Annotated in this window: 23 protein-coding genes and 1 pseudogene; 13 read left to right on the top strand and 11 right to left on the bottom strand. The window is 69.0% G+C overall.

From position 1 onward, the window contains the following. Positions 1-79: 79 nt before the first annotated feature. Both D7X30_RS43835 and D7X30_RS43830 read left to right on the top strand, forming a co-directional pair. Positions 80-514: pseudogene (locus D7X30_RS43835) on the top strand (VWA domain-containing protein); the annotation flags it as partial. Between the two features lie 306 nt (positions 515-820). Next, on the top strand, positions 821-1,084 hold the full coding sequence (locus tag D7X30_RS43830; RefSeq protein WP_370051584.1) for a dockerin type I domain-containing protein: 264 nt from the start codon (positions 821-823) through the stop codon (positions 1,082-1,084). Positions 1,085-1,142: 58 nt separating this feature from the next. On the opposite strand, the gene D7X30_RS22985 is transcribed toward D7X30_RS43830, so the two are convergent. The 8 genes from D7X30_RS22985 to D7X30_RS22950 all read right to left on the bottom strand — a co-directional run bounded on the left by D7X30_RS22985 (position 1,143) and on the right by D7X30_RS22950 (position 10,119). After that, positions 1,143-2,102, bottom strand: coding sequence for a VWA domain-containing protein (locus D7X30_RS22985; RefSeq protein WP_120565086.1), 960 nt, complete (start codon positions 2,100-2,102; stop codon positions 1,143-1,145). Between the two features lie 14 nt (positions 2,103-2,116). Further along, a complete protein-coding gene (locus D7X30_RS22980; protein ID WP_370051557.1) occupies positions 2,117-4,339 on the bottom strand; it encodes an RCC1 domain-containing protein in 2,223 nt (740 codons plus the stop codon). 49 nt (positions 4,340-4,388) lie between these two features. Next, on the bottom strand, positions 4,389-5,531 hold the full coding sequence (locus tag D7X30_RS22975; RefSeq protein WP_233591727.1) for a hypothetical protein: 1,143 nt from the start codon (positions 5,529-5,531) through the stop codon (positions 4,389-4,391). Positions 5,532-5,539: 8 nt separating this feature from the next. Further along, positions 5,540-5,863, bottom strand: a complete 324-nt coding sequence (locus D7X30_RS22970; RefSeq protein WP_120565083.1) for a hypothetical protein — start codon at positions 5,861-5,863, stop codon at positions 5,540-5,542. Between the two features lie 16 nt (positions 5,864-5,879). Next, on the bottom strand, positions 5,880-6,755 hold the full coding sequence (locus D7X30_RS22965; protein ID WP_120565082.1) for a hypothetical protein: 876 nt from the start codon (positions 6,753-6,755) through the stop codon (positions 5,880-5,882). A gap of 102 nt (positions 6,756-6,857) precedes the next feature. Further along, positions 6,858-8,123 (bottom strand): hypothetical protein, encoded by a 1,266-nt coding sequence (locus D7X30_RS22960; protein WP_120565081.1) that lies wholly within the window; start codon positions 8,121-8,123, stop codon positions 6,858-6,860. 56 nt (positions 8,124-8,179) lie between these two features. Further along, the gene (locus D7X30_RS22955) at positions 8,180-8,701 is read right to left on the bottom strand and encodes a flagellar hook-length control protein (protein ID WP_120565080.1); all 522 of its coding nucleotides are present in this window, start codon (positions 8,699-8,701) and stop codon (positions 8,180-8,182) included. A gap of 173 nt (positions 8,702-8,874) precedes the next feature. Then, on the bottom strand, positions 8,875-10,119 hold the full coding sequence (locus D7X30_RS22950; RefSeq protein ID WP_120565079.1) for a hypothetical protein: 1,245 nt from the start codon (positions 10,117-10,119) through the stop codon (positions 8,875-8,877). Positions 10,120-10,248: 129 nt separating this feature from the next. Here D7X30_RS22950 and D7X30_RS22945 point away from each other — a divergent pair, with 129 nt between their 5' ends. The 3 genes from D7X30_RS22945 (at position 10,249) to D7X30_RS22935 (ending at position 12,750) form a co-directional block, all read left to right on the top strand. Next, complete coding sequence (locus D7X30_RS22945; protein WP_120565078.1) at positions 10,249-11,388, top strand: sensor histidine kinase; 1,140 nt, start codon at positions 10,249-10,251, stop codon at positions 11,386-11,388. Next, positions 11,385-12,185 carry a LytTR family DNA-binding domain-containing protein gene (locus tag D7X30_RS22940; RefSeq protein WP_120565077.1) on the top strand — a complete coding sequence of 267 codons (801 nt, stop codon included), beginning with the start codon at positions 11,385-11,387 and terminating at the stop codon, positions 12,183-12,185. Before D7X30_RS22945 ends, D7X30_RS22940 begins: the two co-directional genes overlap by 4 nt. Before the next feature lie 130 nt (positions 12,186-12,315). Next, on the top strand, positions 12,316-12,750 hold the full coding sequence (locus D7X30_RS22935) for a serine hydrolase (RefSeq protein ID WP_120565076.1): 435 nt from the start codon (positions 12,316-12,318) through the stop codon (positions 12,748-12,750). Positions 12,751-12,753: 3 nt separating this feature from the next. Here D7X30_RS22935 and D7X30_RS22930 read toward each other — a convergent pair whose 3' ends face one another. After that, positions 12,754-13,647 (bottom strand): LysR family transcriptional regulator, encoded by an 894-nt coding sequence (locus D7X30_RS22930; RefSeq protein WP_199724505.1) that lies wholly within the window; start codon positions 13,645-13,647, stop codon positions 12,754-12,756. 104 nt (positions 13,648-13,751) lie between these two features. Between D7X30_RS22930 and D7X30_RS22925 the strand changes: the two genes are divergently transcribed. Continuing rightward, positions 13,752-14,357: a glutathione S-transferase family protein gene (locus D7X30_RS22925; RefSeq protein ID WP_120565074.1), complete on the top strand. Its 606-nt coding sequence runs from the start codon at positions 13,752-13,754 to the stop codon at positions 14,355-14,357. Positions 14,358-14,361: 4 nt separating this feature from the next. On the opposite strand, the gene D7X30_RS22920 is transcribed toward D7X30_RS22925, so the two are convergent. Beyond that, entirely contained in the window at positions 14,362-16,848 is a 2,487-nt protein-coding gene (locus D7X30_RS22920; RefSeq protein ID WP_120565073.1) for an Ig-like domain-containing protein, read from the bottom strand. A 94-nt stretch (positions 16,849-16,942) separates the two neighbouring features. On the opposite strand from D7X30_RS22920, the gene D7X30_RS22915 reads away from it, so the two are divergent. The 6 genes from D7X30_RS22915 to D7X30_RS22890 all read left to right on the top strand — a co-directional run bounded on the left by D7X30_RS22915 (position 16,943) and on the right by D7X30_RS22890 (position 20,028). Next, entirely contained in the window at positions 16,943-17,281 is a 339-nt protein-coding gene (locus D7X30_RS22915) for a helix-turn-helix transcriptional regulator (RefSeq protein ID WP_120565072.1), read from the top strand. Then, positions 17,278-17,844: an SRPBCC family protein gene (locus D7X30_RS22910; protein WP_120565071.1), complete on the top strand. Its 567-nt coding sequence runs from the start codon at positions 17,278-17,280 to the stop codon at positions 17,842-17,844. The genes D7X30_RS22915 and D7X30_RS22910 overlap by 4 nt, the downstream gene beginning before the upstream one ends. 11 nt (positions 17,845-17,855) lie before the next feature. After that, positions 17,856-18,293, top strand: coding sequence for a DoxX family protein (locus D7X30_RS22905; RefSeq protein WP_120565266.1), 438 nt, complete (start codon positions 17,856-17,858; stop codon positions 18,291-18,293). Further along, positions 18,286-18,690: a DUF1801 domain-containing protein gene (locus D7X30_RS22900; RefSeq protein ID WP_120565070.1), complete on the top strand. Its 405-nt coding sequence runs from the start codon at positions 18,286-18,288 to the stop codon at positions 18,688-18,690. Before D7X30_RS22905 ends, D7X30_RS22900 begins: the two co-directional genes overlap by 8 nt. Before the next feature lie 385 nt (positions 18,691-19,075). Beyond that, positions 19,076-19,570 carry a hypothetical protein gene (locus D7X30_RS22895; protein ID WP_120565069.1) on the top strand — a complete coding sequence of 165 codons (495 nt, stop codon included), beginning with the start codon at positions 19,076-19,078 and terminating at the stop codon, positions 19,568-19,570. A gap of 11 nt (positions 19,571-19,581) precedes the next feature. Then, complete coding sequence (locus D7X30_RS22890; RefSeq protein ID WP_120565068.1) at positions 19,582-20,028, top strand: hypothetical protein; 447 nt, start codon at positions 19,582-19,584, stop codon at positions 20,026-20,028. A 33-nt stretch (positions 20,029-20,061) separates the two neighbouring features. Here the strand turns inward: D7X30_RS22890 and D7X30_RS22885 are convergent, their stop codons facing one another. Further along, positions 20,062-20,823 carry an SDR family oxidoreductase gene (locus tag D7X30_RS22885; protein ID WP_120565067.1) on the bottom strand — a complete coding sequence of 254 codons (762 nt, stop codon included), beginning with the start codon at positions 20,821-20,823 and terminating at the stop codon, positions 20,062-20,064. Between the two features lie 109 nt (positions 20,824-20,932). Between D7X30_RS22885 and D7X30_RS22880 the strand changes: the two genes are divergently transcribed. After that, positions 20,933-21,715, top strand: a complete 783-nt coding sequence (locus tag D7X30_RS22880; protein ID WP_120565066.1) for an AraC family transcriptional regulator — start codon at positions 20,933-20,935, stop codon at positions 21,713-21,715. Positions 21,716-21,717 lie beyond the last annotated feature (2 nt).

The raw sequence follows: 21,717 nt of genomic DNA, 5'->3' as shown, positions 1-21,717 counted from the left end.
CGGGGATTTCCGCTATTCATTGTCTTGATAGGTTGATGGTATTGCATCCGGTGGAGCTCGATTCTGAAAGGGTGCACATATGACAACGTGTCAAGGATGGGTGCGGCTGATGGCGGCTTTGGGGCTGCTCGTGCTGGCCTTCCCCGAAGTGGCGGATGCCCAGCCTTCGTTCAAGGAGGAGCACGTCGTCATCCTCCTCGACCGCAGCGGCTCCATGACCTCGACCCGCACCGACGGGAGCACGCGCTTCCAGGCGGGAATCGTCATGGCGAGGGACACCGTGGAATTCACCAGTCCCGACAACCTCCCCAGGTACTTCTCGGTCTGGTCCTTCGAGGATAGCACCTACGCCAAGCACCTCGCCTTCACGCAGGACATCCAGGCGGTGCTGAACACGCTGAATGCCATCCAGGTGGGGCAGGGCGTCACGCCGCTGGCCTATGCCGCGTGCGCCGCCGTGGATGAGCTGCGTTTGTTCCGGCCCCAGATCCTGGCTCGCAAGCGCATCCAGCTCAGCTCGGATGGCGAGGAGAACAGCTCCCCCATGGGCTCGCAGTGCCAGGGCGCCGACAGTCCCACGATGGCTTCCCAGTCCTGGCAGTGGAAGGTCCGCAACAAGCTGCGGACCGGTAACGCCCAGAACGAGAACGCGGTTCCGTATGCGATTGTCTCGGACATTGTCTTCTTCGGCAGCTTCCTCCGGTTCCAGCCCGGCTTCGTGGCGGAACCCACCCTCCAGGAGATTCTCGGGAATGGGCAGCGCCCCGTCCCGGCGGGGTATGCGGTTCCCGTGGAAGGCCCCTTCGTCACCTACCTGCGCATGCTGGCCGAGGAGTCGGGCGGGAAGATGCGCGTGCTGGACGACACCGCGCCCCGCCCCGTGTACGGAGACGTCAACGCGGACGGGTGTGTCGACATGGGGGACTACGACACGGTCATCCAGAACTTCGGCCTGACGGTGCCCCCGGGGGACGCGAGGGCCGACGTGAACGAGGACCGGACCGTGGACTACGGCGACTACGCCGTCGTCATGGCCAACTGGGGCATGGGCGGAAGGTGCGCCCTGCCTCTTCGGGGCGAGTAGTCGCTCCGTCGCCTCTTCCGGCCCGGCGCGAGTCCCCGCGCCGGGCCCGGGACGTCCCTCACTTCCGGACGGGAGGGACGGGCGCGGTCCGGACGCTGGCGGCGCATCCGGTGCCCATGTTGTTCAGCACGATGTTGTAGTCGGTGAGGTCCACCACGCCGTCCTGGTTGATGTCCGCCCGCGGAGGCGCGGGCGGGACGCTCACGCCGTAGTGCTCCAGCACGAAGTAGAAGTCGGTCATGTCCACGCAGCCGCTCTGGTCGGCGTCGCCTGGGTAGGGCACGGGGCGGGCGTCGCTGATGGCGGTGTAGACGCCCCCTGACTCCCGGGCGAGCCCCTCCAGCAGCGCGAGGAAGGGCGAGGGGGCCGGCGCGGCCTGGGACGTCAACGTCACGTAGTTGTGGAAGACATTCGCGTCCAACACGAGCGCATAGGAGGTCTCGCTGTCGCGCAGCGGGTCACCCGTCTTGAGCATGTTCCGGACCTTCCACTGCCACGAATCCTGTTCGAGGTCGGGGTAGCGCGTCGTGCTGGGCGGCCCGTAGCAGGGAGCGGTCACGGGAGAGTTGTTCTCCTCCCCATCCGAGATGAGGTGGACCCGCTTGCGGGCGTCGACGCCGGGCTCGAACCAGAGGAGCTCGTCGGCGGCATCGCAGACGGCGTGGGCCAGCGGGGTCGTGCCCAGGCCCACGGTCAACCGGTTCAAGGTCTGGAGCGTCGTGGCCTCGTCCGCGAACCCCTGCTCCTTGAGGTAGCCGGTGCCCTCGAAGGTCCAGACGGCGAACTTGCGCGGAAGGTCGTTGCTCAGGCCCACGTAGTTGCGGGCAAGGGACAGCGCCTCCTGGAAGCGCGTCAGCCCCGAGCCGCGCGTCGTCAGCATGGAGCCGCTGCGGTCGATGAGCACGATGACGTGTTCTTCCGTGAAGGCCTGCGCCGTGCCGCCGGCCAGCAACGTCATCACGAGGCCGGCCCGCCGGAGGGCGCGCGAGGCCAGCCTGGAGGCAAAGCGTGGCAACATGGTGTCTCTCCTTGTCAGTGGATGCCCTGCACCTGGACCGGGAACCAGGCCTCGGTGGTGTTTCCGGTTCCCAGCTGGCCCTGGCTGTTGAGCCCCCAGGCCCAGACGGTGCCGTCCGCCTTCATGGCGAGCGAGTGCTGGTCGCCCGCGATGATGGCCACCGCGTGGGTCATGCTCACGACCAGTCCGGGGGTGAGGCGGTTGGCGCTGGTGCCATTGCCCAGCTGGCCCTCGAAATTGAAGCCCCACGCCCAGACCCAGCCGTCCGAGCGCAACGCCAGCGAGTGGTAGCTGCCGGCGGCGATGGCGGTGATGGCGCTCAGCCCTGGCACCTGGAGGGGGACCGCGCTCCCCTGCGTCGTGCCCACGCCCAGCTGCCCTGACGCGTTGTAGCCCCAGGCCCAGACGGTTCCATCCGCGCGCAGCGCCAGCGAATACATGCTGCCGGCGGCCAGCGACACCACGCTCCCCAACCCCACGGCCTGGACCGGAACGATCGTCCAGGTCCGCGTACCGTTCCCCAGCTGGCCGTCGAAGTTGTAGCCGAAGGCCCACACCGTCCCGTCCGAGCGCAGCGCCAGGGAGTGGCTTCCCCCCGCGGCGATGGCCACGACGTGGGTGAGCCCCGCGGCCTGGACGGGCTGCCGCCGGTCCACCGTCGTCCCGTCACCCAGCTGGCCATAGCGGTTGAAGCCCCAGCCCCACACGGTGCCGTCCGTGCGCAGCGCGAGCGAGTGGTAGTCCCCGGTCGCGACGGCCGTGACGCCCGTGAGGCCCACGACCTGGACGGGCGTGGGGCGGTCCGTGACGGTGCCCTCGCCAAGCTGGCCGAAGCGGTTCATTCCCCACGTCCACACCGTGCCGTCCGAGCGGAGGGCCGCGGTGTGCCGGTATCCCGAGGCGACGGCGGTGACGCCGGTCAGGTTCACCACGAGCGGCAGGGAGCTGTCCTCCTGGTTCCCGTTGCCCAGCTGCCCCTGCTGGTTGTCCCCCCACGCCCACAGCCCCCCGTTCGCCCCCAGCATGACGGTGTGGAGCTGGCCGGAGGTCACGTCCACCCTGCCCAGGGCGAGCCCCGTCACCTGGACGGGGGCCATGCGGGGCTCGAACGTGGTGTCCCCCAGCTGGCCGAAGACGTTGTCGCCCCAGGACCAGGCCGTGCCGTCCGCGCCCAGCGCCACCGAGTGCCTGTAGCCGGCCACCAGCGTGACTCCGCCCGTCATGCCCGCCTGGAGCGGAAGCGGGCTGCTGGTGAGGTTGCCCGTGCCGAGCTGCCGGTAGCGGTTGTCCCCCCAGGCCCACACCGCGCCGTCGGTGCGCACGGCCAGCGAATGGTAGTTCCCCGCCACCAGGGTGCGTACGTCCGTCAGGCTGACGGAGACGGGCTGTGTCCGCTGGGTGGTCGTTCCATCCCCGAGCTGCCCGTACGCGTTGTGGCCCCAGGCCCAGACGGCGCCGTCCGCGCGCAGCGCCAGGGCGTGGTACGCGCCGGCGGAGACGCTGACGACCGAGTCCAGGCTCGCGACCTGGACCGGGGTGACCCGCCGCACGGTGGTGCCATCCCCAAGCTGTCCGTAACGATTGTCCCCCCAGGCCCAGACGGTGCCGTCGGCGCGAAGCGCCAGGGACGACGAACCTCCGGCGACGACGGCCACGACGCCACCGAGCCCGGGGACCTGGAGGGGGACGCTGCTGCGCGTGAGCGTCCCGTCGCCGAGCTGGTTGTTGCGGTTGTCCCCCCAGGCCCAGACCGTGCCGTCCGCGCGCAGCGCGAGCACGTGGGCGAAGCCCGAGGCCAGGGACACCACGTTGGACAGCGCGCTCACGCGCTGGGGCAGCAGGCGGGACGTGAGCGTTCCATCGCCCAGCTGGCCGCTGGCGTTGTCCCCCCAGGCCCAGACCGCTCCCTCCGCGTCGAGCGCCAGGGAGTACTGATCCCCGGCCGCCACGGAGGTCGCCTGCGTCAACCCGGCCACCTGGACGGGGGAGGCCTTGTCGCGGCTGGTGCCGTCGCCCAGCTGGCCCAGGCGGTTGAAGCCCCACGCGAAGACCGTTCCATCCGAGTGCACGGCCAGGGAGTGGTACTGCCCGAGCGCCAACCGGACCGGAGGCAGGCGTTCCCCGGCCCGCTGGCGGACGGTCGCCTCATGGCGAGCGGTGGCCCCGGGGGTGTCCGCGCCACACGCGGCACAGAGGACCACCAGGGCCAGCAGGCTGGCCCGCCAGGACCCTCTCATCACGCCGTCGTTCCTCGGGCCCATGTGAAGCTCCTCTTCGAAGGGGTGGCTACGGCCGGCACCACGTCTGGCCTTGGAGATCCGGACAGCCCGCCAGGGTCCACCGCGCGATGAGCGCCAGGGTCTCCTGCGGAATCGGTGCGCCCGCCATGGGCATCCCCGGGCGTGCCGCGACCAGTCCGTGGCGCTCCTCCACGTGGCGCGTCGCGAGCCGCAGCCAGAACTCCCGCCCCGAGTGGCCGCGCAGGTACTCCTTCAGGCCCGCCTCGGTGGCGGTGAAGGCCCGCGCCGCGCGGGGGCTGGTGGCATGGCAGTGCACGCAGGTGGCGGTCCGGAAGAAGGGCCCCCAGAGAAAAGGGAGGAAGCCGGGTGGCAGCTGGGCCGGCATCGGCCCGGCTTCCAGCTTCAGCTCCGCGACGCGCGCGTCCAGCTCCTGCTCCGCCTGGGTCCGCATCTCGCCGAACAGGCGGTGCAGCAGCCGGGCCTCCTCGAGGCTCAGCGGCACCTCGGGCATGGTGCGCTCCTCCGGAAGGGGGGAGGAGACCGTGTTGCTCGCGTACGCATGGAGCCACTCGGCGGTGTAGAGCCCGAGCGTCACGGCGCTCCGTCCGGCGAGCCGCTGCGCTCCGTCATGGCAGGCCCGGCAGCGCGTGGCCCACAGCGACTCCGCCTGCTGCCGCTCCGCGCCGCTCAGGGGGACGGTCTTCGCCCGGGCCCTTGGGGCCTTGACGCCCAGCATGCGGGAAATCTCCGCGAGCTCCCGGGGTTGGAGGTCCGGGTACGCCATCATCCGGGGGACCCTGCTGCCCTCCGTGAGGGAGAGGCTGCTGGGGCGCCGCAGGAAGTCGCCAAGCCGCTCCAGGGCGATGCGCGACACCGGCCCGCCGGGCTCCACGCGCTCCGGCGCGTTCATGTACGACAGGGGCGACGTCGTGGCCATGCTCCGCAGCCGTTCCTCGCGCACCGGAACGGCGACGTAGCGGGGGTCGCGAATGCGTTGCTGGCGCTTCACCGCGACGTCGTTCAGCTCCGCGTGACAGCCGTAGCACTGGGCATCGGTCCAGCGGCCCAGCCCGTTGCCGAAGCGCTGCTGGGCGACACCGCGCTTCTCGGTGTGGCAGCCCGTGCACTCCGCCGCCTTCTCCCCCTGGGCCCGCGCCGCGAGTCCCACCAGGAGCAGCAGTGTCAGCACGGCCCACCTCAAGGCGCGCCTCCGGGCGGCTCCGCGGTGATGCGGACGCGCGAGGGGTCCTCGGTCAGGGGCCGGGCCAGGTCGCGGCCCAGCGCACGGAAGTCGTCCATGCCGCTGGCCGCGCCCGACGCCTGCTGGCAGCGCTGGTAGGCCTCCACGAAGGCATACGCGGACACCGTCCAGTCCCCACCCGCTTGCTCCGGGGGCGGCAGGTCCGCGACGACGCAGGCCCGCAGCTCCCGCATCCGCGTGTCGTCAGGGGCCGGGGCGTCCTGGCAGCCCACCATTCCGAGCGCCGTGACGAGGGCCCATCCTCGCGTGAAGAAACTCATTCAGTGCCGCTCCCGCTCAAGGCTCCGCGACCTGCCCGAACCGGATGTGCAGGGGTTTGGGGATGCACATGAAGATGCGTTGCTGGGCGTTGGCGGCGCTCATCGTCGCCGTCTCCGCGACCGGGTCCAGCTGGAAGAGCTGGACATAGGTCCGCCAGCCCTCCTGGGGGTCCTGGGTCGCGAAGAGCTGCGGAGATGTCTGCGTGAGCCGGACGGACTCGAAGATGACGTCCCATTGGTTCCCGGACCACACGCCCGCACCGGAGACCTGGAGCACTCCGGCCGTCTGGAGCGCCAGGTTGATGGCATTCACCTCCATCCGGGGGCTGGTGGGCTCGCACAGCGGCACCGTGGCGTCCAGGGTGAGGACCGGCTGCGCGGCGATGAAGTCCTTCACCGTCTGCTCATACACGGAAGGGAAGTAGAGGCTCACGGCGCAGACGACCGGATGGCTGCTCGCGACGAGCGCCGGCCGGTAGCCCACCGGCATGAAGGACAGGAAGTCCTTGACGGCCTGCGTGGGCTGACAGTCGCCATACGCAGGGATGGGGCCGATGTTGGCGTCGAGGATGCCGTATTGATTCACGAAGGGCAGGTAGAGCCCCTGGACCTGGGCCGTTGGCCGCAGGTTCACGATGATGCGCCGGAAGTCCCCCACGCTGGCGGTGCCGGTCGGGACCTGGGTGTATTGCGTGTAATAGAGCGGCCCGCGGTTCTGCTCTTCATAGGGCACGAAGACCATGCCTGACTGTTCGAGCGTGCGCGCGTAGTCCAGCGTGAGCCCGGGGCCCGCGGCGGAGGCCACCAGGCGAGGGGAGGACGGCGGTGCGGCGAGCGCCACGGCGGAGCTGAGCCACACCGCGGCCGAGGCGAGGATCCGATAGGCAGACATGGGATTGGGTGACCCGTGGGCGGGAAAAAGGGAACGGCGGAAGTGAGGAGGCACCCGGGATGGATGCCTCCTCCCTACGGGAAGGCGCGGGCGCTCAGCGCGTCACTGACCCACGCGCGCGCGGCAGGCCGGCTTGTCCATGTCGTAGACGACGGGGTAGCCGAAGCCGCCCACGACGCAGTCGATGTTCAGCGTGGTGTTGGCGTTGAACGGGACAGGGCCCTGGTTGTAGGCGATGCTCATGACCTCGTTGCGCGTGGTCACGATCTTCTCGTAGTTGGCGCGCAGGGTGAAGATGGCGGTCGGCTCGGTGGAGACAGGGCCATTGACCGCCTCGACCTTCGTGAAGAGCTCCTTCTCCAGCGACTGCCGGAGCGCCTCCACGATGGCGATGAAGCTCGCGTCCTCGGGAGCGTCATCGGACCAGGTGCCATCGGTCTGCCGGTACTCGATGTAGACACCGCAGGGCTGCGTCCCGCCCTCGCACGTGGCGAGCCGTTCGAAGAAGGCGCTGATCTCGACCTCGACACAGGAGTTGAGGTGGAACGCGGTGTAGGCGCTCGCCTGCTCGAAGAGGGACTGCCAGTTGATGGTCAGGCGCGCCTGGCGGGTCAGGGTGTTGGCGGAGATCTGCCACTCGGTGGTGGCGGACAGCGACGCGTCGAGCTGGTCGCCGAACATCATGCTGGTCTTGAGTGATTCCGTCCACGCCGGCAGCAGCATGGCCTGGAAGGAGATGTTCTGGTTGGCGGTGCTGTTCGCCGGCGCGGGGCTGCTCGTGAACTTGTAGACGACGTTCGAGTCGACGAAGTTTCCGTTCAGGTCGAGCACCTTGCACTTGGGAACCCGCTGCTTGAGCTGATTCCCGTTGGGCAGGATGATGATGTATTCCTCCATGACGCACTGGGTTTCCACGCGTCCGGTCAGCCCCTGCTGCGCGAAGAGGTTGAACGTGGTGCGGGCGCTCCTCACGGGCGCTGGGGCGATCTGGATGCCCTGCAAGGCGGCCTCCGTCTGCAGCCGCTGGAGGGCGCCGATGTCCGCTGTCGGCGAGAGCGTTCCACCCATGAGCGTCAGCTCCTCGCCCATGAGGACGCCGTTCGGTGGATAGTAGGAGTTGATCTGGAAGCGCGGGATGGGGCTGGGGCTCTGGGGGGACTGCACCGCCAGGTTGCCGAGCTTGGGCACGAAGTAGACCAGGTTGGGAGAGTCCGAGTCCGCCAGCAGCTCGAAGTCTGCCACCACTTGCGCGGAGTAGATGCCGGGCGGGGGACGCGCCGTCGGGGACATGGGCGCGGCGGCCGCCTCGTTCACGGCACCTGTGATCAGCGCGAGCGCAGCCAAGGTCGATACCTTCGAGTTCCGCATGAGCTTGCCTTCCTTCTCCAGCCAGTGTGAGTGCTTGGACTGCGACGCGACAGCAGCTACGGATTCCAGCAATTGGCGGGTTGGTCCCAGATGTAGACCCAGAAGCGCGTGTCAGTGCGGACGTTGCCGTAAGCGTTGAAACCCCATCCCCCGGCGTCATGGAATGACGCCATCCTCCAGCCCGGGCCGAAGAACTGCACACACGTCTCATTGGCGTGGGCCAGGCTCATCAGGAAGTTTCCGGCCACGGGGAGCGTGGTGGCGATGTTTCCCCCCGCCCAGCCGGCGTAATAGGGGCCAGGCAGGCTCGCGGGACGCGGCGAGCCATCCTGCTTGATGCACAGCACGGGCAGCCGCGCGGTGCACACCGTGTCCCCGAAGTAGGCGTCGCAATCCATGCAGCCCACCTCGTCGATGCCGGAGGCGTGATTGGCCTTGCGCCACGTCATCCCCAGGCCACCGGAAGCGTCAGCCGCTGGCGCGAACGCAAGCGCAAGGGTGGCAATCACTGCCTTGAAGTTGTTTTTCATGATTTTTGCCAAAGTCGGGTATTTGGCGGTGTTCGTATGGGCTCGCATTAGGCGGTTGCCGTTGATGGATTGTCAAGTCTTGGGGGTGTTGCGCGTTTTGTGAAAAGGTTCACCGCGAGTGGAGGCCGCGCGTCATGGCGTAAGGGATTGCCACGAGAGCGTCACGAAATGACTGGCGTAAGGGGTTGCCACGAGAGCGCCGCGGAAACGAGCGGGCGCGTCTAGTGCCAGGTGCCCACGCCGAAGCCCCAGCCGAAGTAGAGGCGGGACACGTCGGCGAAGCCGCTGATGCGCCACGAGGTGTCGGGCGACATCAAGCCGAAGACGGACCATTGGAACAGCCGCAGCTCCGCGCTGGCGGTGCCATGCAGGCGAGCCCCGACGGTGTCGAAGCGGCTGGGCTCCAGGTAGCTGCCCGCGCGCAGCTGCAGCCGGTTCTCGATGGGCTCCAGCTCCGCGCCAATGCGCGGTGAAATCGAGAGCCGCCGCCCCGAGCGCTCCAACTGCTGCGACAGGAAGGAGTCGAAGCCGATGGCATCCGGCACGGCGCCGCTGATGAGCACGGACCCGGTCAGCAGCAGCTTCGAGCGTGGCAGGGCCCTGTAGCGTTCCGCGCGGTCCGGGCCCCACGGAAGCTGGAGTGGGCGGTCGCCGAACTGCCAGGCGATGCCCGCTTCGATTTCCCAGGGGAGCCTGACGGAGGCGGGCAGGTAGAGGCCGGCGACCTTCACGTTGCCCGCATCATCGGCGGTGGTCGGGCCGCCTGGAGTGAGCCCTCCCTGGACGGGAGCCCGAAGGGTCAGCGCGGCACGTAGCGGCACGCCCATGGGCGTCCAGAGGGCACCGGCCTCCACGTTGCCGCCGAACATGCTGGCGAACTTGTTGTTCGGGTCCTCGGCGGTGTTGATCTCCAGGACGACCGCGCGCAGCCCCACGCCCACCGTCAGTTCGCCATCGAGGAAGCCGCGAGCGAGCTGGAACTGGAAGCGGGTCATGCTCAGGTTGAGGAGCTGTCCATTCGCGTCCTGTCCCAGTGCATAGGTCTGCAGCGACGCGGCGCCGCCCAGCCCCCAGGGCCCCCACTGAATCAGTCCGCCAAGCTGGGTGAAGATGAAGTCGTCGTTGGCGAAGCCCACCGCGCCGTTGTTGTCGAAGTCGCTGTCGCGCAGCGAGCTGGGAAACGTGAAGGCCAGCGACAGGTCGTAGTCGACGTGCTTGGACGAATAGAGCGAGCGCACCGCTGGAGCGGCCGTGTTGACGCTGATGCCCTCGACACCCTCCGCGATGGGGGCGTACGCGCCGGCAAGGCCCGACACCCGCACCGGCGCCAGCACCGGGCCTTGATACACGTCGATGGCGTAGTTCGAGCTGGTGAGCGGCGGGTTGTCCGCGAGCGCCACACCGCTGGAGACCAGCACGGCCACGGCCGCGAGCCTGGCGAGAGAGGAGGGACGGGGAGAGGCCATGGCGGAGCGAGGTGTCGCGAGAATACATGGCCCCTGGCGAGGCTCCGTCGTCCCGTTCGCTGCAACCCGGAGCCCTTTGGCTGCACCCGTCCGGAAGTGGACCCGGTTCGGGCGTAGACTCCACTGGCCGTGGAATCCACCTCTCCCTCCGCGTCGGCGCCGTCCGTACTGCTGCCGCTGCTGCGCCGCGTGCCGCTGCTGATGCTCGTCTGCGCGGTGCCGGGCGTCGTCACCGCGCTCCACACCTGGGTCTATGCCCAGGCCCGGGAGCCGGGCTACCCGCTCAGCCGGGCGCTGCTGGTGCAGGTGCCGCAATGGCAGTACTGGGCGTTCGCCACGCCCGTCATCCTCGCGCTTGGACAGCGCTTCCGCCTGGAGCGCGGCATCTGGCCCCGAAGCCTCGCGGTCCTCCTGGCCGCGCTCGTCGCGGTCATGGTCCCCTACGTGAGCATCATCTACTTCGCCGCTCGGGCCACGGGAGAGACGTGGCTGCCGGAGAGCACCTGGGCGCGGATGCTGCCCTTGATGATGGCCAAGTACAGCGTCCTGTCCCTGCTCATCTACGGCGGCATCCTCGCCATCGGCTACGCCGTGGACTACCACCGCCGCTTCCGCGAGGGGGAGCTGGCCCAGGCCCACCTGGAGACGCGCCTCGCGCACGCGCAGCTGGACGCCCTGCGCGCCCAGCTCCATCCACACTTCCTCTTCAACACGCTCAACGCCATCTCCGTGCTCGTGCGCAAGCAGGACACCGTCGGCTCCATCCGCATGCTCACCGGCGTCAGTGAGCTCTTGCGCATGGCCCTCCACACCACGGGCCGCCAGTTCGTTCCCTTCCATGAGGACGTCGACTTCCTGGAGCGCTACCTCGACATCGAGCAGACCCGCTTCCAGGACCGGCTCCAGGTGGTCCGCGCCATCGACCCGGCCACGCTTGGCGCGCTCGTGCCCAGCCTCATCCTCCAGCCCCTGGTGGAGAACGCCATCAAGCACGGCATCGGCACCCGCTCCGGCGCGGGACGCGTGGAGCTGCGTGCCTCGCGCGAGGGGACGCGGCTGGTGCTGGAGGTGCTCGACGACGGCCCCGGGCTCGCACCCGGCTGGGACCGCCAGGACGGCCGCATCGGCGTGGCCAATGTGCGCGACCGCCTGCGACAGCTCTACGGCGACCGCCATGTCTTCACGCTGGAGAACCGCGCCGGGGGCGGCGTGCGCGCCCGCCTGGAGCTGCCCTTCCAGGCCGCCGTGCCGGAGGCGCTCGGGGCATGAACACGGCCGCCGCCATCCGCACGCTCGTCGTGGATGACGAGCCCCTGGCTCGCGAGGGACTGCGCCTGCTGCTGGCCGCGGATCCGGAGGTGCGCGTGGTGGGCGAGGCCGGCAACGGACCGGAGGCGGTGCGCCTCATCCGCGAGCACCGGCCAGATCTGGTCCTGCTGGACGTGCAGATGCCGGAGCTCAACGGCTTCGAGGTGCTCGCGCGGCTGGCTGCTGGCGAAGTGCCCGCCGTCATCTTCGTCACCGCGTATGACCAGTACGCGCTGCGCGCCTTCGACATCCACGCGCTCGACTATCTCCTCAAGCCCTTCCGGGACGACCGCTTCCACGACGCCATCGGACGCGCCAAGGCGCAGATCCGCATGGCGCGGATGTCCGACCTAAGCCAACGGTTGATGTCCGTGCTCTCCACCTACGGCGAGCGAGACAGCACGCCCGCACCATCACCCACGCCGCCCGAGCCGTGGATGCGCCGGCTGGCCATCCGCGACGCGGGCAGGGTGGTGTTCCTCGACGTGGACGAAATCGAATACATCGATGCCGCTGACTACTACGTACAGATTCACGCGGGCGGAAAGGCCTACCTCCACCGCGAGACGATGCAGAGCCTGGAGGAGCGCCTGGAGCCGGAGCGCTTCATGCGCATCCACCGCTCGGCCATCGTGAACGCGCGCCGCATCCGCGAGCTGCGCAGCGAGGGCCGCAGGGACATGGTCGTGGTGCTCACCTCCGGCGCGGAGCTGCGCGTCGCCCGCAGCCACCGCGAGAAGTTCCAGCACCTGCGCTGAAGCCGCGCGGCCCGTTCGACGCACGAGCGGACCGGTTCGCCGCGAGGCCGTCCCCATCGGCTGAACACTTTCCCCGCGAGCCATTCGCGCGGGCACGGTCCGTTCCGTCCATCCCCCACGGAAGTGTTCCATGCCCGCGTCATCCGCCCTGGCTCCGCGCCAGCGCGCCCTGAGGTTGTCCGTCCTCGTCCTGGGCACGCTGCTCGCGGTGGCACCCGCGAGCGCCGCGCAGAACGCGTCGTATCCGCTCCCGCCTGCCTCCTCGCGCCATGAAGCACAGGTCCAGCAGGCCCGGGCCTTCGCCCAGAAGTTGCTCAAGGACTTCCAGCTGCCGGGCCTCTCCGTGGCCGTCGCGCATCGCGGTCAGGTCCTCTGGTCCGAAGGCTTTGGCTACGCGGACCTGGAGCAGGGCATCCCGGTCACGCCACTGACCCGCTTCCGCGTAGGCAGCGTGTCCAAGGTGCTCTCCACCGCCGCCGTGGCCCTGCTGGGCAACACCTACGCGGACTTCGCGGAGGAGCAGGCCGCGCAGCTGGGGGAGATCTTCATTTCCGCGCCCCGGTGAGCCCTACGTCCGCTTCCGGCCACGGGGCTTCGACGGCGCCGGCTCGGCCAGGGTGGCAAGGGCATCCACGAAGAGCCGAACCTTGGGGGGAAGGTTCAGTCGGCTGGGATAGACGACGTGGATGGGCCGCATCGACGCGGGCCGGGGGCCGAAGAGGACCTTCAGCCGGCCGTCCCGGATGGCCTCCTGGCAGAGGATGTCCGGCACCCGCGCGATGCCGACCCCGGCGATGGCCGCATCGCACGCGAGCTCGCTGTCGTTCACCATCAGGACCGGATCGATCCGGGACTTCACGCCCTCGGCCTCCCACGTCTCGAACGCACTGAATCCAATGCAGCGCGCGGACCCAAGCTCCCTGGCGGCCGGGATGCCGTGCTTCGACAGGAAGCGGGGGCTCGCCACGAAGCGGACCGCGCCCTCTCCCAGCTTTCGCGCCACGAGCGACGAATCATTGAGCGGGCCGATGTGGATGGCGACGTCGAACCCCTCTTCGATGAGGTGGACCCGGCGGTCCGCCAGCACCAGCTCCACCCGCGCCTGGGGATAGCGACCGAGGAACTTCGAGATGACAGGCGTGAGGTAGCGCCGGCCGTAGAGCACCGGCGAGGAGACCCGGATCAGGCCGGTGGGATCCGCCTTGCCCTGCTGCACCTCGCTGTTCGCTTCTTCGATGAGCGCGGCGATGGCGGCGCAGCGCTCGGAGTACGTCACGCCTGCTCCCGTCACGCGCAGTCGCCGCGTGGTCCGCTCCAGGAGCCGCACGCCCAGCCGCTCCTCCAGGTGGCGGATGCGCTCGCTGACGGTCTGCTTGGTGATGCCGAGCTTGAGCGCCGCGCGGGTGAAGCTCTCCTCGCGGACGACTGTCGCGAAGAGGAGCATGTCGGCCGGTGGAATCATGGCCGTCAAGATTAACCTGACAATGAGTTCGTCCGGGGCCGCATTGTCCGGGCACTCCGGCGGACGCATGGTGTGGCCTCACGCAACCCACAGGAGTGCCACCCATGAAGCTCTACTTCGCCCTCAGGACCCGGGCGGTCCGTCCCCGCTGGCTGCTGGAGGAACTCGGCGTGCCCTATGAGCTGGTCAGGCTCGACCTGGCCCGGCAGGAGAACACCACTCCTGAATACCTGGCGGTGCATCCGCTGGGAGACCTCCCCGCCCTGGTGGATGGGGACGTCACGCTGCTCGAGTCCCTGTCCATCTGTCTGCACCTGGCCGACCGGTTCCCGGAGAAGCATCTGGCGCCGTCGGTGGGGAGCGCGGAGCGCGGTCCTTATTACGGCTGGATGGTCTTCGCTGAGTTGAGCCTCGACCCCCTGGTGATGGAGTTCTACCGGGACGCGCAGTCGCCGGTGGCGCGCGAAGTCCCGGAAGGGGAGGCCGCGAAGCTCAGGACCCGGCTCACGGCCGCTCTCGACCTCATCCAAGAGGGACTCGGCGGCCGTGAATTCCTCGTGGGTGAGGCCTTCACCGCCGCCGACGTGGTGATGGCTTCCATCCTCCACCTCGCGAACACGCTGATGCTGCTGGACGGGTATCCGCGGCTGGTGGAGTACGTCAGGCGCCACTCTCAACGCCCCGCGGTGCGCAGGGCGGTCTCCGGGTGATCCGCTACCAGGTCTTCGCCGCGGCGAGCGCCTCGTTGAATTCCAGGCCGTTGACGCGCATGACCGCGAGCCAGTTGATGGCGCCCACGACGTCGAAGACGAGGCCCTGTCCCGACGTGGCTTCGACGATGCCGGCTCCCGCCGTGTTGCCCGTGCCGACGCCGTAGGCGATGCCCGAGCCCGCGAACTCCACGCTCGCGAGGCCCACGCCGAAGCCGTTGTCTCCGACGGAGGCCGCCACGTGGTACCGGCCATCGGGGACCTGGATCCGGAACTTCGCGCCAGTCGTCAGCACGAAGCTGGCGAGGCGCGGATCCTGGGTGCCGTTGCGATCGCCTCGGGTCTGGAGTCCGCCCGGGCCCTGCCAGCCCCAACCCCGTGCCGCATCGAAGGCGGAGTCGTCCGCCACCGCCCAGCCCGACACCAGCGGCGCTCCGGGAGGCTGGAAGTTCAAAGCGATCAGCTCAAGCGTCGCATTCGGAATGACGTCCAGGGCTGCCTGGGCTGCGATCGTCCCGACCTTCGCGTGGAGCGTCGTGGTTCCCTCCGAGAGTCCCTGGACCGTGCCGTGCTCCACCGTGGCGATGGCCGGGGCGTCGGAGCTCCAGGTGGCCTCGCAGGTGACGTCACGGGTGAAGACGTCGGTGCCGCGATGGAAGGAGCCCACGGCCTTGATGCCCGCCGACCTGCCACGAACCACCTTGAGCGTCGGCGGCGGCTGGACCTGCAACGCTTCGAGCACGACGTCGCCCGCCATCGGTACCACTTCGAGCTCCAGCGCTCCCACCAGCGCACGCCGGGTGAGCGGGTCGGTGTAGCTGGCCTGCAGCCGGGCCCGGCCCGGGTTGATGGCCCGGAAGGTACCGCCCGCGTCCACGGTCGCCACCTCCGGGTCGAGCGAGCTGAACGTGACCTCCGAAGTGGCGGCGACCGAGGTCCCGTCCTGGAACACCGCCGTCACCTGGAGCTTGCCACCCATCCCCACCTCGACCGGCGCGGTGGACGCGGTCACGTCGATGCGCCGCAAGAGTCGAGCGGGCCTTGGATCGAGCCGGTACACGAAGACATTGGTGTCGACGGTGTTCACGACCACGAAGACATTCAGGCTCGGCACGTAGCGGAACCGGCCATAGGTCCCGTTCATGTTGGCCGGGCCGGGCACCACCGTGCTGAGCGCCGTGTGCTTCGTCCAGACGCGGGTGTCCAGGTCCAGCGAGTAGACGTCACCGCCGCCCTTCCACGCGACGATGCGGTCGGTCACCGCATCGTAGTCGACGCCGGGGTTGCCCCCGTCCTCGATCTCCCGAGCCCCCGTGGTGGCGAGCCGCACGCGCTTCGGAACGAGCTTCCCCAGCGCGTCGATGGCCGTGGTGTCGGTGACGCCCTGTCCAATCTCGACGTAGAGCTTGCGCCGCGGGTCGACGACCGCGTTCTTGTAATAGCCCTGCTGATCCGCCTCGCCACGGATCGTCCACTTGCCGGTGACAGGATCCCAGAACGACAGCGCCTGCGAGCCGGCGTGGTACCAGACGACGCGCGTGTTGGGGTCGTAGGCGCTGTTGGCGCCGGTGCGTGTTCCCAGCTGCGGAAGGTCGGGGTGGTTCTCCCAGCGGTTCGTGTCGAGGTTGAGCGCCGTCTGCGGCCAGCCATCCCAACCAATCGCGAGGAACCGGTCGAAGGGCGGCGGCAGGTACTCGAGCCCGTCGTACGTGTGGATGGCGCAGTTGACCCCCAGCGCGCGGTCGGGGCACTCCTGCCCGGAGCCGACGGGATCCGGATCGGTCAGGCGCACCCACGCGCCCGTCCGGAGGTCGAAGCCGTAGATCTCATTGCCGTAGTAGCCGTTGTGGCCGCCGCCAGAGATGTAGAGCCGGTCGCGCTGGGTGTCGAAGGCGCCGCTCGACCAGTCGTCCATGATGCCGCTGATGCCCTCGCCCAGTCCGAGCCACGGGTACAGGGAAGGGGACAGCGAGAAGGCCCGCAGGTTCGAGGCAGGGAACTCGTACCAGTGTCCCGCCGCCAGCGCGGAGAACACATCCGGCGGAGGCGCAGGGATCGTCACCGTCACCGGATTCGACGGGAGGCTCTCGCCGCCTTCGTCAGTGAGCGCGGTGACGGTGTACGTGTACGTCTCGCCCGGGACGACCGGACGGTGGGCGAAGGACGGTCGAAGCACCTGACCGACCAGCGCCGGGCCCCGCAGCACGCGGTAGTGTTTGACCAACGCATCCGGCGACGGCTCCCACGTCAGCGCGACTTCGAAGGAAGAGACGCTGGCCGCGGCGAGGTTCGCCGGCGGGGCAGGGCGCGTGGGCTGCTCTCCGCACGAGACGACTCCAGCATCGACGCCGGCATCGGAGCCCGCATCAACGCCAGCGTCCGTGTCCGCGCCGCCGCCGCCATCCGGACCGCCGACAGTGCCGGTGCAGCCGACCGCGCCCAGAAGCAGCACACCGACGACCAGGGTCCGAACCAGCAGGCAAGGGAGCATGTTCGCGCCATCCTAGGGGGCCTGCTCCCTGCGGGCACCGTCAGGGTTCGTATATGACTTGACGGGCATATGAATGAGTGGGCATATACGGGGCATGGAATCATCGTTCGCGATCATCGCGGAGCCGAACCGGCGGGCCATCCTCAGCCTGCTGGCTGCGTCGGAGCACTCCGTCGGCGAAATCGAGCACCAGCTGCGGATGCCCCAGACGTCGGTGTCCAAGCACCTGCGCGTGCTGCGCGACGCCGGCTTCGTGGAGGCGCGCATCGACGCTCAACGGCGCGTCTATCGCATCCGGCCGGAGCCGCTCATGGAGGTCGATGAATGGCTCGCGCCATTCCGGCGCTTCTGGGCGGCCCACGTGGACGCGCTCGAACGCCATCTCGACCGGATGGACCAGGAACCCGAACCCAAGAAGGGAAAGAAGCGATGAGCCACCGTGCGAAGTACACGCCCGGCCCCGCGGCCGGAGCCAGTGTCCAGAAGGCAGGCGACAAGTGGACGCTCGTCCTCGTCCGGGACCTGCGTCATCCCCCGGCGAAGGTGTGGAAGGCGCTGACCGACCCCGCGCACCTGTCTGAATGGGCGCCGTTCGACGCGGACCGGAGCATGGCCAGCGTGGGGCCGGTGAAGCTCTCCACGGTCGGTGCGCCGACGCCGCAGGTCGCCGAGACCACCGTGAGGCGGGCGGAAGAGCCGAAGCTGCTCGAGTACAGCTGGGGGCCGCAGGACCTCCGCTGGGAGTTGGAGGCGACGGACGCCGGCGGTACCCGGCTCACGCTCTGGCACAACATCGACAGGGGCTTCATCTCGTGGGGCGCCGCGGGCTGGCACATCTGCTTCGACGTGCTCGATCAGCTCCTCTCAGGCGACCCCATGGGCCGCATCGTGGGGCCCGATGCGATGCAGTACGACTGGCAGCGCTTGAACTCCGAGTACGCGGAGCAGTTCGGGGTCCAGAGTCCCACCTGGAAGGCCAGCAACTCGAAGGAGTGAAGGAACACACCATGGAATCGACCCTGCCGAAGCCGGCGCTCGTCGCCGCCAGGACGTCCCCCAAAGCCGTGACCATCACCTTCTGGATCGCCACCGCGCTCTTCTGCCTGGAGATGGGCTTCACCGCCTACGCGCAGTTGAACCTGCGAGATGCGGCGGAGGGGTTCACCCGGCTCGGCTTCCCCAGCTACTTCCGGGTGGAGCTGGCGTGGGCCAAGTTTCTCGGAATCCTGGTGCTGCTCGCACCGGTGCCGTGGCGGCTCAAGGAGTGGGCCTACGCCGGCTTCGCCATCAATCTGGTCTCGGCGCTCATCGCCCACTTCGCGGTGGGAGATGGCCCGGAGGCGTGGGCCTTCGCGGCGGTCACCAGCGTGCTCTGGGTGCTCTCGTACGGCTCCTGGCGCAGCCTGCAGGTCACTGTCCGCCCGCTGGAGGCCGTCCATGGGTAGCAGCGGCAGTGAGCAGTTCACCGGAGCAGCCGCTTCCCGACTCATCGATCAGCGACTCCAGGACCTGGGGGACTGGAGGGGGGAGACCCTGGCCCGCATGCGGGCGCTCATCCTGGAGGCCGACTCCGAGATGACCGAGGAGTGGAAGTGGACCACCCCGGTCTGGTCGTGCCACGGGATTGTCTGCACCGGGGAGTCGTACAAGAAGGCCGTGAAGCTCACGTTCGCGAAGGGGGCCCACCTCCCGGACCCCAAGGGCCTCTTCAACTCCAGCCTGGAGGGCAACACGCGGAGGGCCATCGACATCAAGGAAGGGGAGAAGGTGGACGCGCGCGCGTTCAAGGCGCTCGTGAAGGCCGCGGTGGCGCTGAATGGCCAGTCGGCGAAGAAGCGGTAGCGCCAGGCTCAAGGGGCTCGGACGCCCAGCGCGTGGCATGGGGACTGTGGATTCCATGGGACAGAGCCCTCGGTTCCAAAGGAAGGCGCATGAGTGACGGACAGGAGAACCAGGAGGCGCGGCGACGTGCTGATGATCCATCGCCGGGACGGGGACGTCGTCCGGCTCGAACGCTCTCCCACGTCAAGCAGCTCGTCTGCGCCAGGGACGAGGTGTCCCCCGAGGCCTGGGCTGAGCTCACCGCGCGGTTTCTCCTCACCGAGCCCCGGTAGCGCTGGAGGGCAAGAGCAAGCCCAAGGCTTCGCGCGCGAAGCGCAAGCCAACGCCGGAGTAGCTGTGAGAGGCTTACCGGACGGTCGCATCACCCTCCTCAGGAGCGCCTCCGATGCTTCGTCCCGCTGTCCCGAAGCCATTCATCCCGTTGACCCTGGCCACCGTGCTGATGGCGCTCGGTGTCCTGCTCATCGCGCCGCCCGCCTGGGCGGAGAAGCCCGCGAAGCCCACGTCACGGCCCGCGGACCGGCACTACATCCGCAAGGTCGACCAGTCCTCCGTCGCCAAGGACAAGAACACCGTCATCGAGTCGCGGGTCGATGTCAGCCGGGATGTGAAGGACATCAACGACGGCAAGGCCAAGAAGGGCAGCGATTCGGGGACCGTGACCTGGACGCTTGGCGGGCGGACCTATGGGGCCCACGACAATGGTACGCTGTATCCCATCCGTGGCACCGGGTTCCATGAGCTGAACCGCTCGGCCTTCAAGGCATTGGGGGTCTACAACAAGTTTGACGACACCCCGCGCGCCAAGGAGATCCTGGACAAGATGGGCACGTCCCAGGGCGACAGGAACGCCGCGCTCAAGGCGTACAAAGCGGGTTGAGAGGGAGAGCCATGCAGCCGGAAAGACAGGTTGTCGGATTCATCGCGCGGGGTGCCGTGGAGGAAGCTCGCCTCTTCGACAGCATCGGCCGCGCGCTCGGTCTCCCTCCCGAAGGTGTGGCGCGCTTCGACGTGGACGGTCCCGCGGATGCGGCGGTGCTCGTCGAGACCGCGCTCCGGTCCTCCGGCTTCCGCACGGATGTGACCCTCTACGTCGATGCCTCCCGCACCCGCGGAGCCCCCAGCCTTTCATCGGTGGAGGTGGCCACCCGGGTCGCGGCCCTGCTCGGCGAGGAGCTCCTCGTCTCGCCTCCCGCGGACGACCCGGCGGTCGCCACCTCCTGGTTCCTCGTCACGCCCGAAGGCAAGCGCTTCCGGGCCAGTGAAGCCTCTCCCGGCCATGACGAGGACGACGAGGACTCCGTCGATATCGACCGGGCCTCCCTGCGCCCCCTGTAGTGGGCGCGGGTGGACCGGGTTGGGGAGCCCGCGTCACCAGGGGATGACGCCCTGGTCGTCCGAGTAGGTGCCCGTGGGGCCGTCCGGTCCGAGCAGCGCCATGCGCACGGGCGCGCGCGCGGCCTGCTCGACGGTGCGGGTGCCCTGGAAGTTGTTGAGGTCCGTGGCGGTGAAGCCCGGGCACACCGCGTTCACCTTGATGCGGGTCGACTCCAGGTCCAGGGCGAAGGCGAGTGTGATGGCGTTGAGGGCCGACTTCGACGACGAGTAGACGCCGTACATCGCGCGGTAGGGGTTCGCCGGGTTCGAGTTGTTCGTGAGCGAGCCGACGCCGCTCGAGACGTTGACGATGCGCCCCGCCGGTGCTTCCCGAAGGAGCGGGAGCATCGCTTGCGTGACGGCGATCACGCCGAACACGTTCGTCTCGAACACGGTGCGGAACTCGTCGAGCGGCGCGACGGTCGCACGGCCCGCCTTCGCGCGCTCCGCCAACGGCTGGCCCGGCTTGGGCGCCTGCCTGCCCGAACGGGCGATGCCCGCGTTGTTCACGAGCACGTCCAGGCGACCCAGCTCCTGGCGGATGCGCTCCGCCGCGGCCGCGATTGAACTCGCGTCCGTGACGTCGAGCGCGAGCGCACGGGCGTCACCGGCGACGGTCTTCGCCGCCGCCTCACCACGGGCGAGGTCACGTGAGCCGACGAGCACCGTGAAGCCGTGCGCGGCGAGGTCCTTGGCGATCTGAAGTCCGATGCCCTTGTTTGCCCCGGTGACGAGGGCGACTTGTTTGTCGTGCATGCCCGGGGAGATACGAGGGCAGGTGACACGCGCGCTTGGCGCTTCTTGGCGGAGATTTCGTGCCAAGAAACGCCAAGCCAGGGCCGCCGAAGCTCCTTACACTGAGGGGATGTTCACCATCGACGCGATTCCGGTCTCGCTCCCTGGCCTGCGGGCCGTGCGCATGACGACCGACCTGCTTCGCGTTGGCATGAAGGAATTCCACGCGTCCATGCGCATCGAGCGCGGGCGCAGCGAGTGGTGGGGGCGTGGCCGGGTCTGGACTGGCGGGCCCGGCGCCATCCACCTGAAGCAGCCAGGCGACGTGCACCGCGACGTCGCACACGATGGGCCGATGACCTACCAGGCCGTCGTGCTGCCCGAGCGCGACATCGATCGCATCCGCCATGAGGGGAAGGTCGTCGCGCATCCCCACTTCAAGCTCGGCGACGAGCGGGGCCTTCCCTTCCAGCGTCTCCACGACGCGGTCGCCGCGGGCGCGGATCGCCTCACGCTGGAGGTCGCGGTGGTCGAAGCCGTGGAGGCGTTCACGGTCTTGAGGGGCGCCACGCCAGACCACACGCGGCCGGTGCGACGGGCGATGGCGTACCTCCGCGAGCGGGTGGGGGACGCCATCACGCTGGATGACCTCGCGGACCATGCCGGCTACGACAAGTTCCATCTCTGCCGCGCGTTCCGCGCCCAGGTGGGGATGCCGCCGCACGCCTACCTCACGCATCTGCGCATCGCATGGGCGAAGGTGTTGCTCGAAAGCGGCCTCCGGGCGTCGGAGGTCGCGACGCGCGTCGGGTTCTATGACCAGAGTCAGCTGAACCGCCACTTCCGGCGCATCGTTGGAACGACGCCCGCGCGGTACGCGAACACACGACCGGAGCGGAGCCTCCAGGTGTAGCC

Origin of the sequence: Corallococcus sp. AB011P (genome assembly GCF_003611605.1) — a bacterium.
Lineage (GTDB): Bacteria > Myxococcota > Myxococcia > Myxococcales > Myxococcaceae > Corallococcus > Corallococcus coralloides.
The sequence above is the reverse complement of the archived record's forward strand: the minus strand, read 5'-3'. Positions and strand labels throughout refer to the sequence as shown.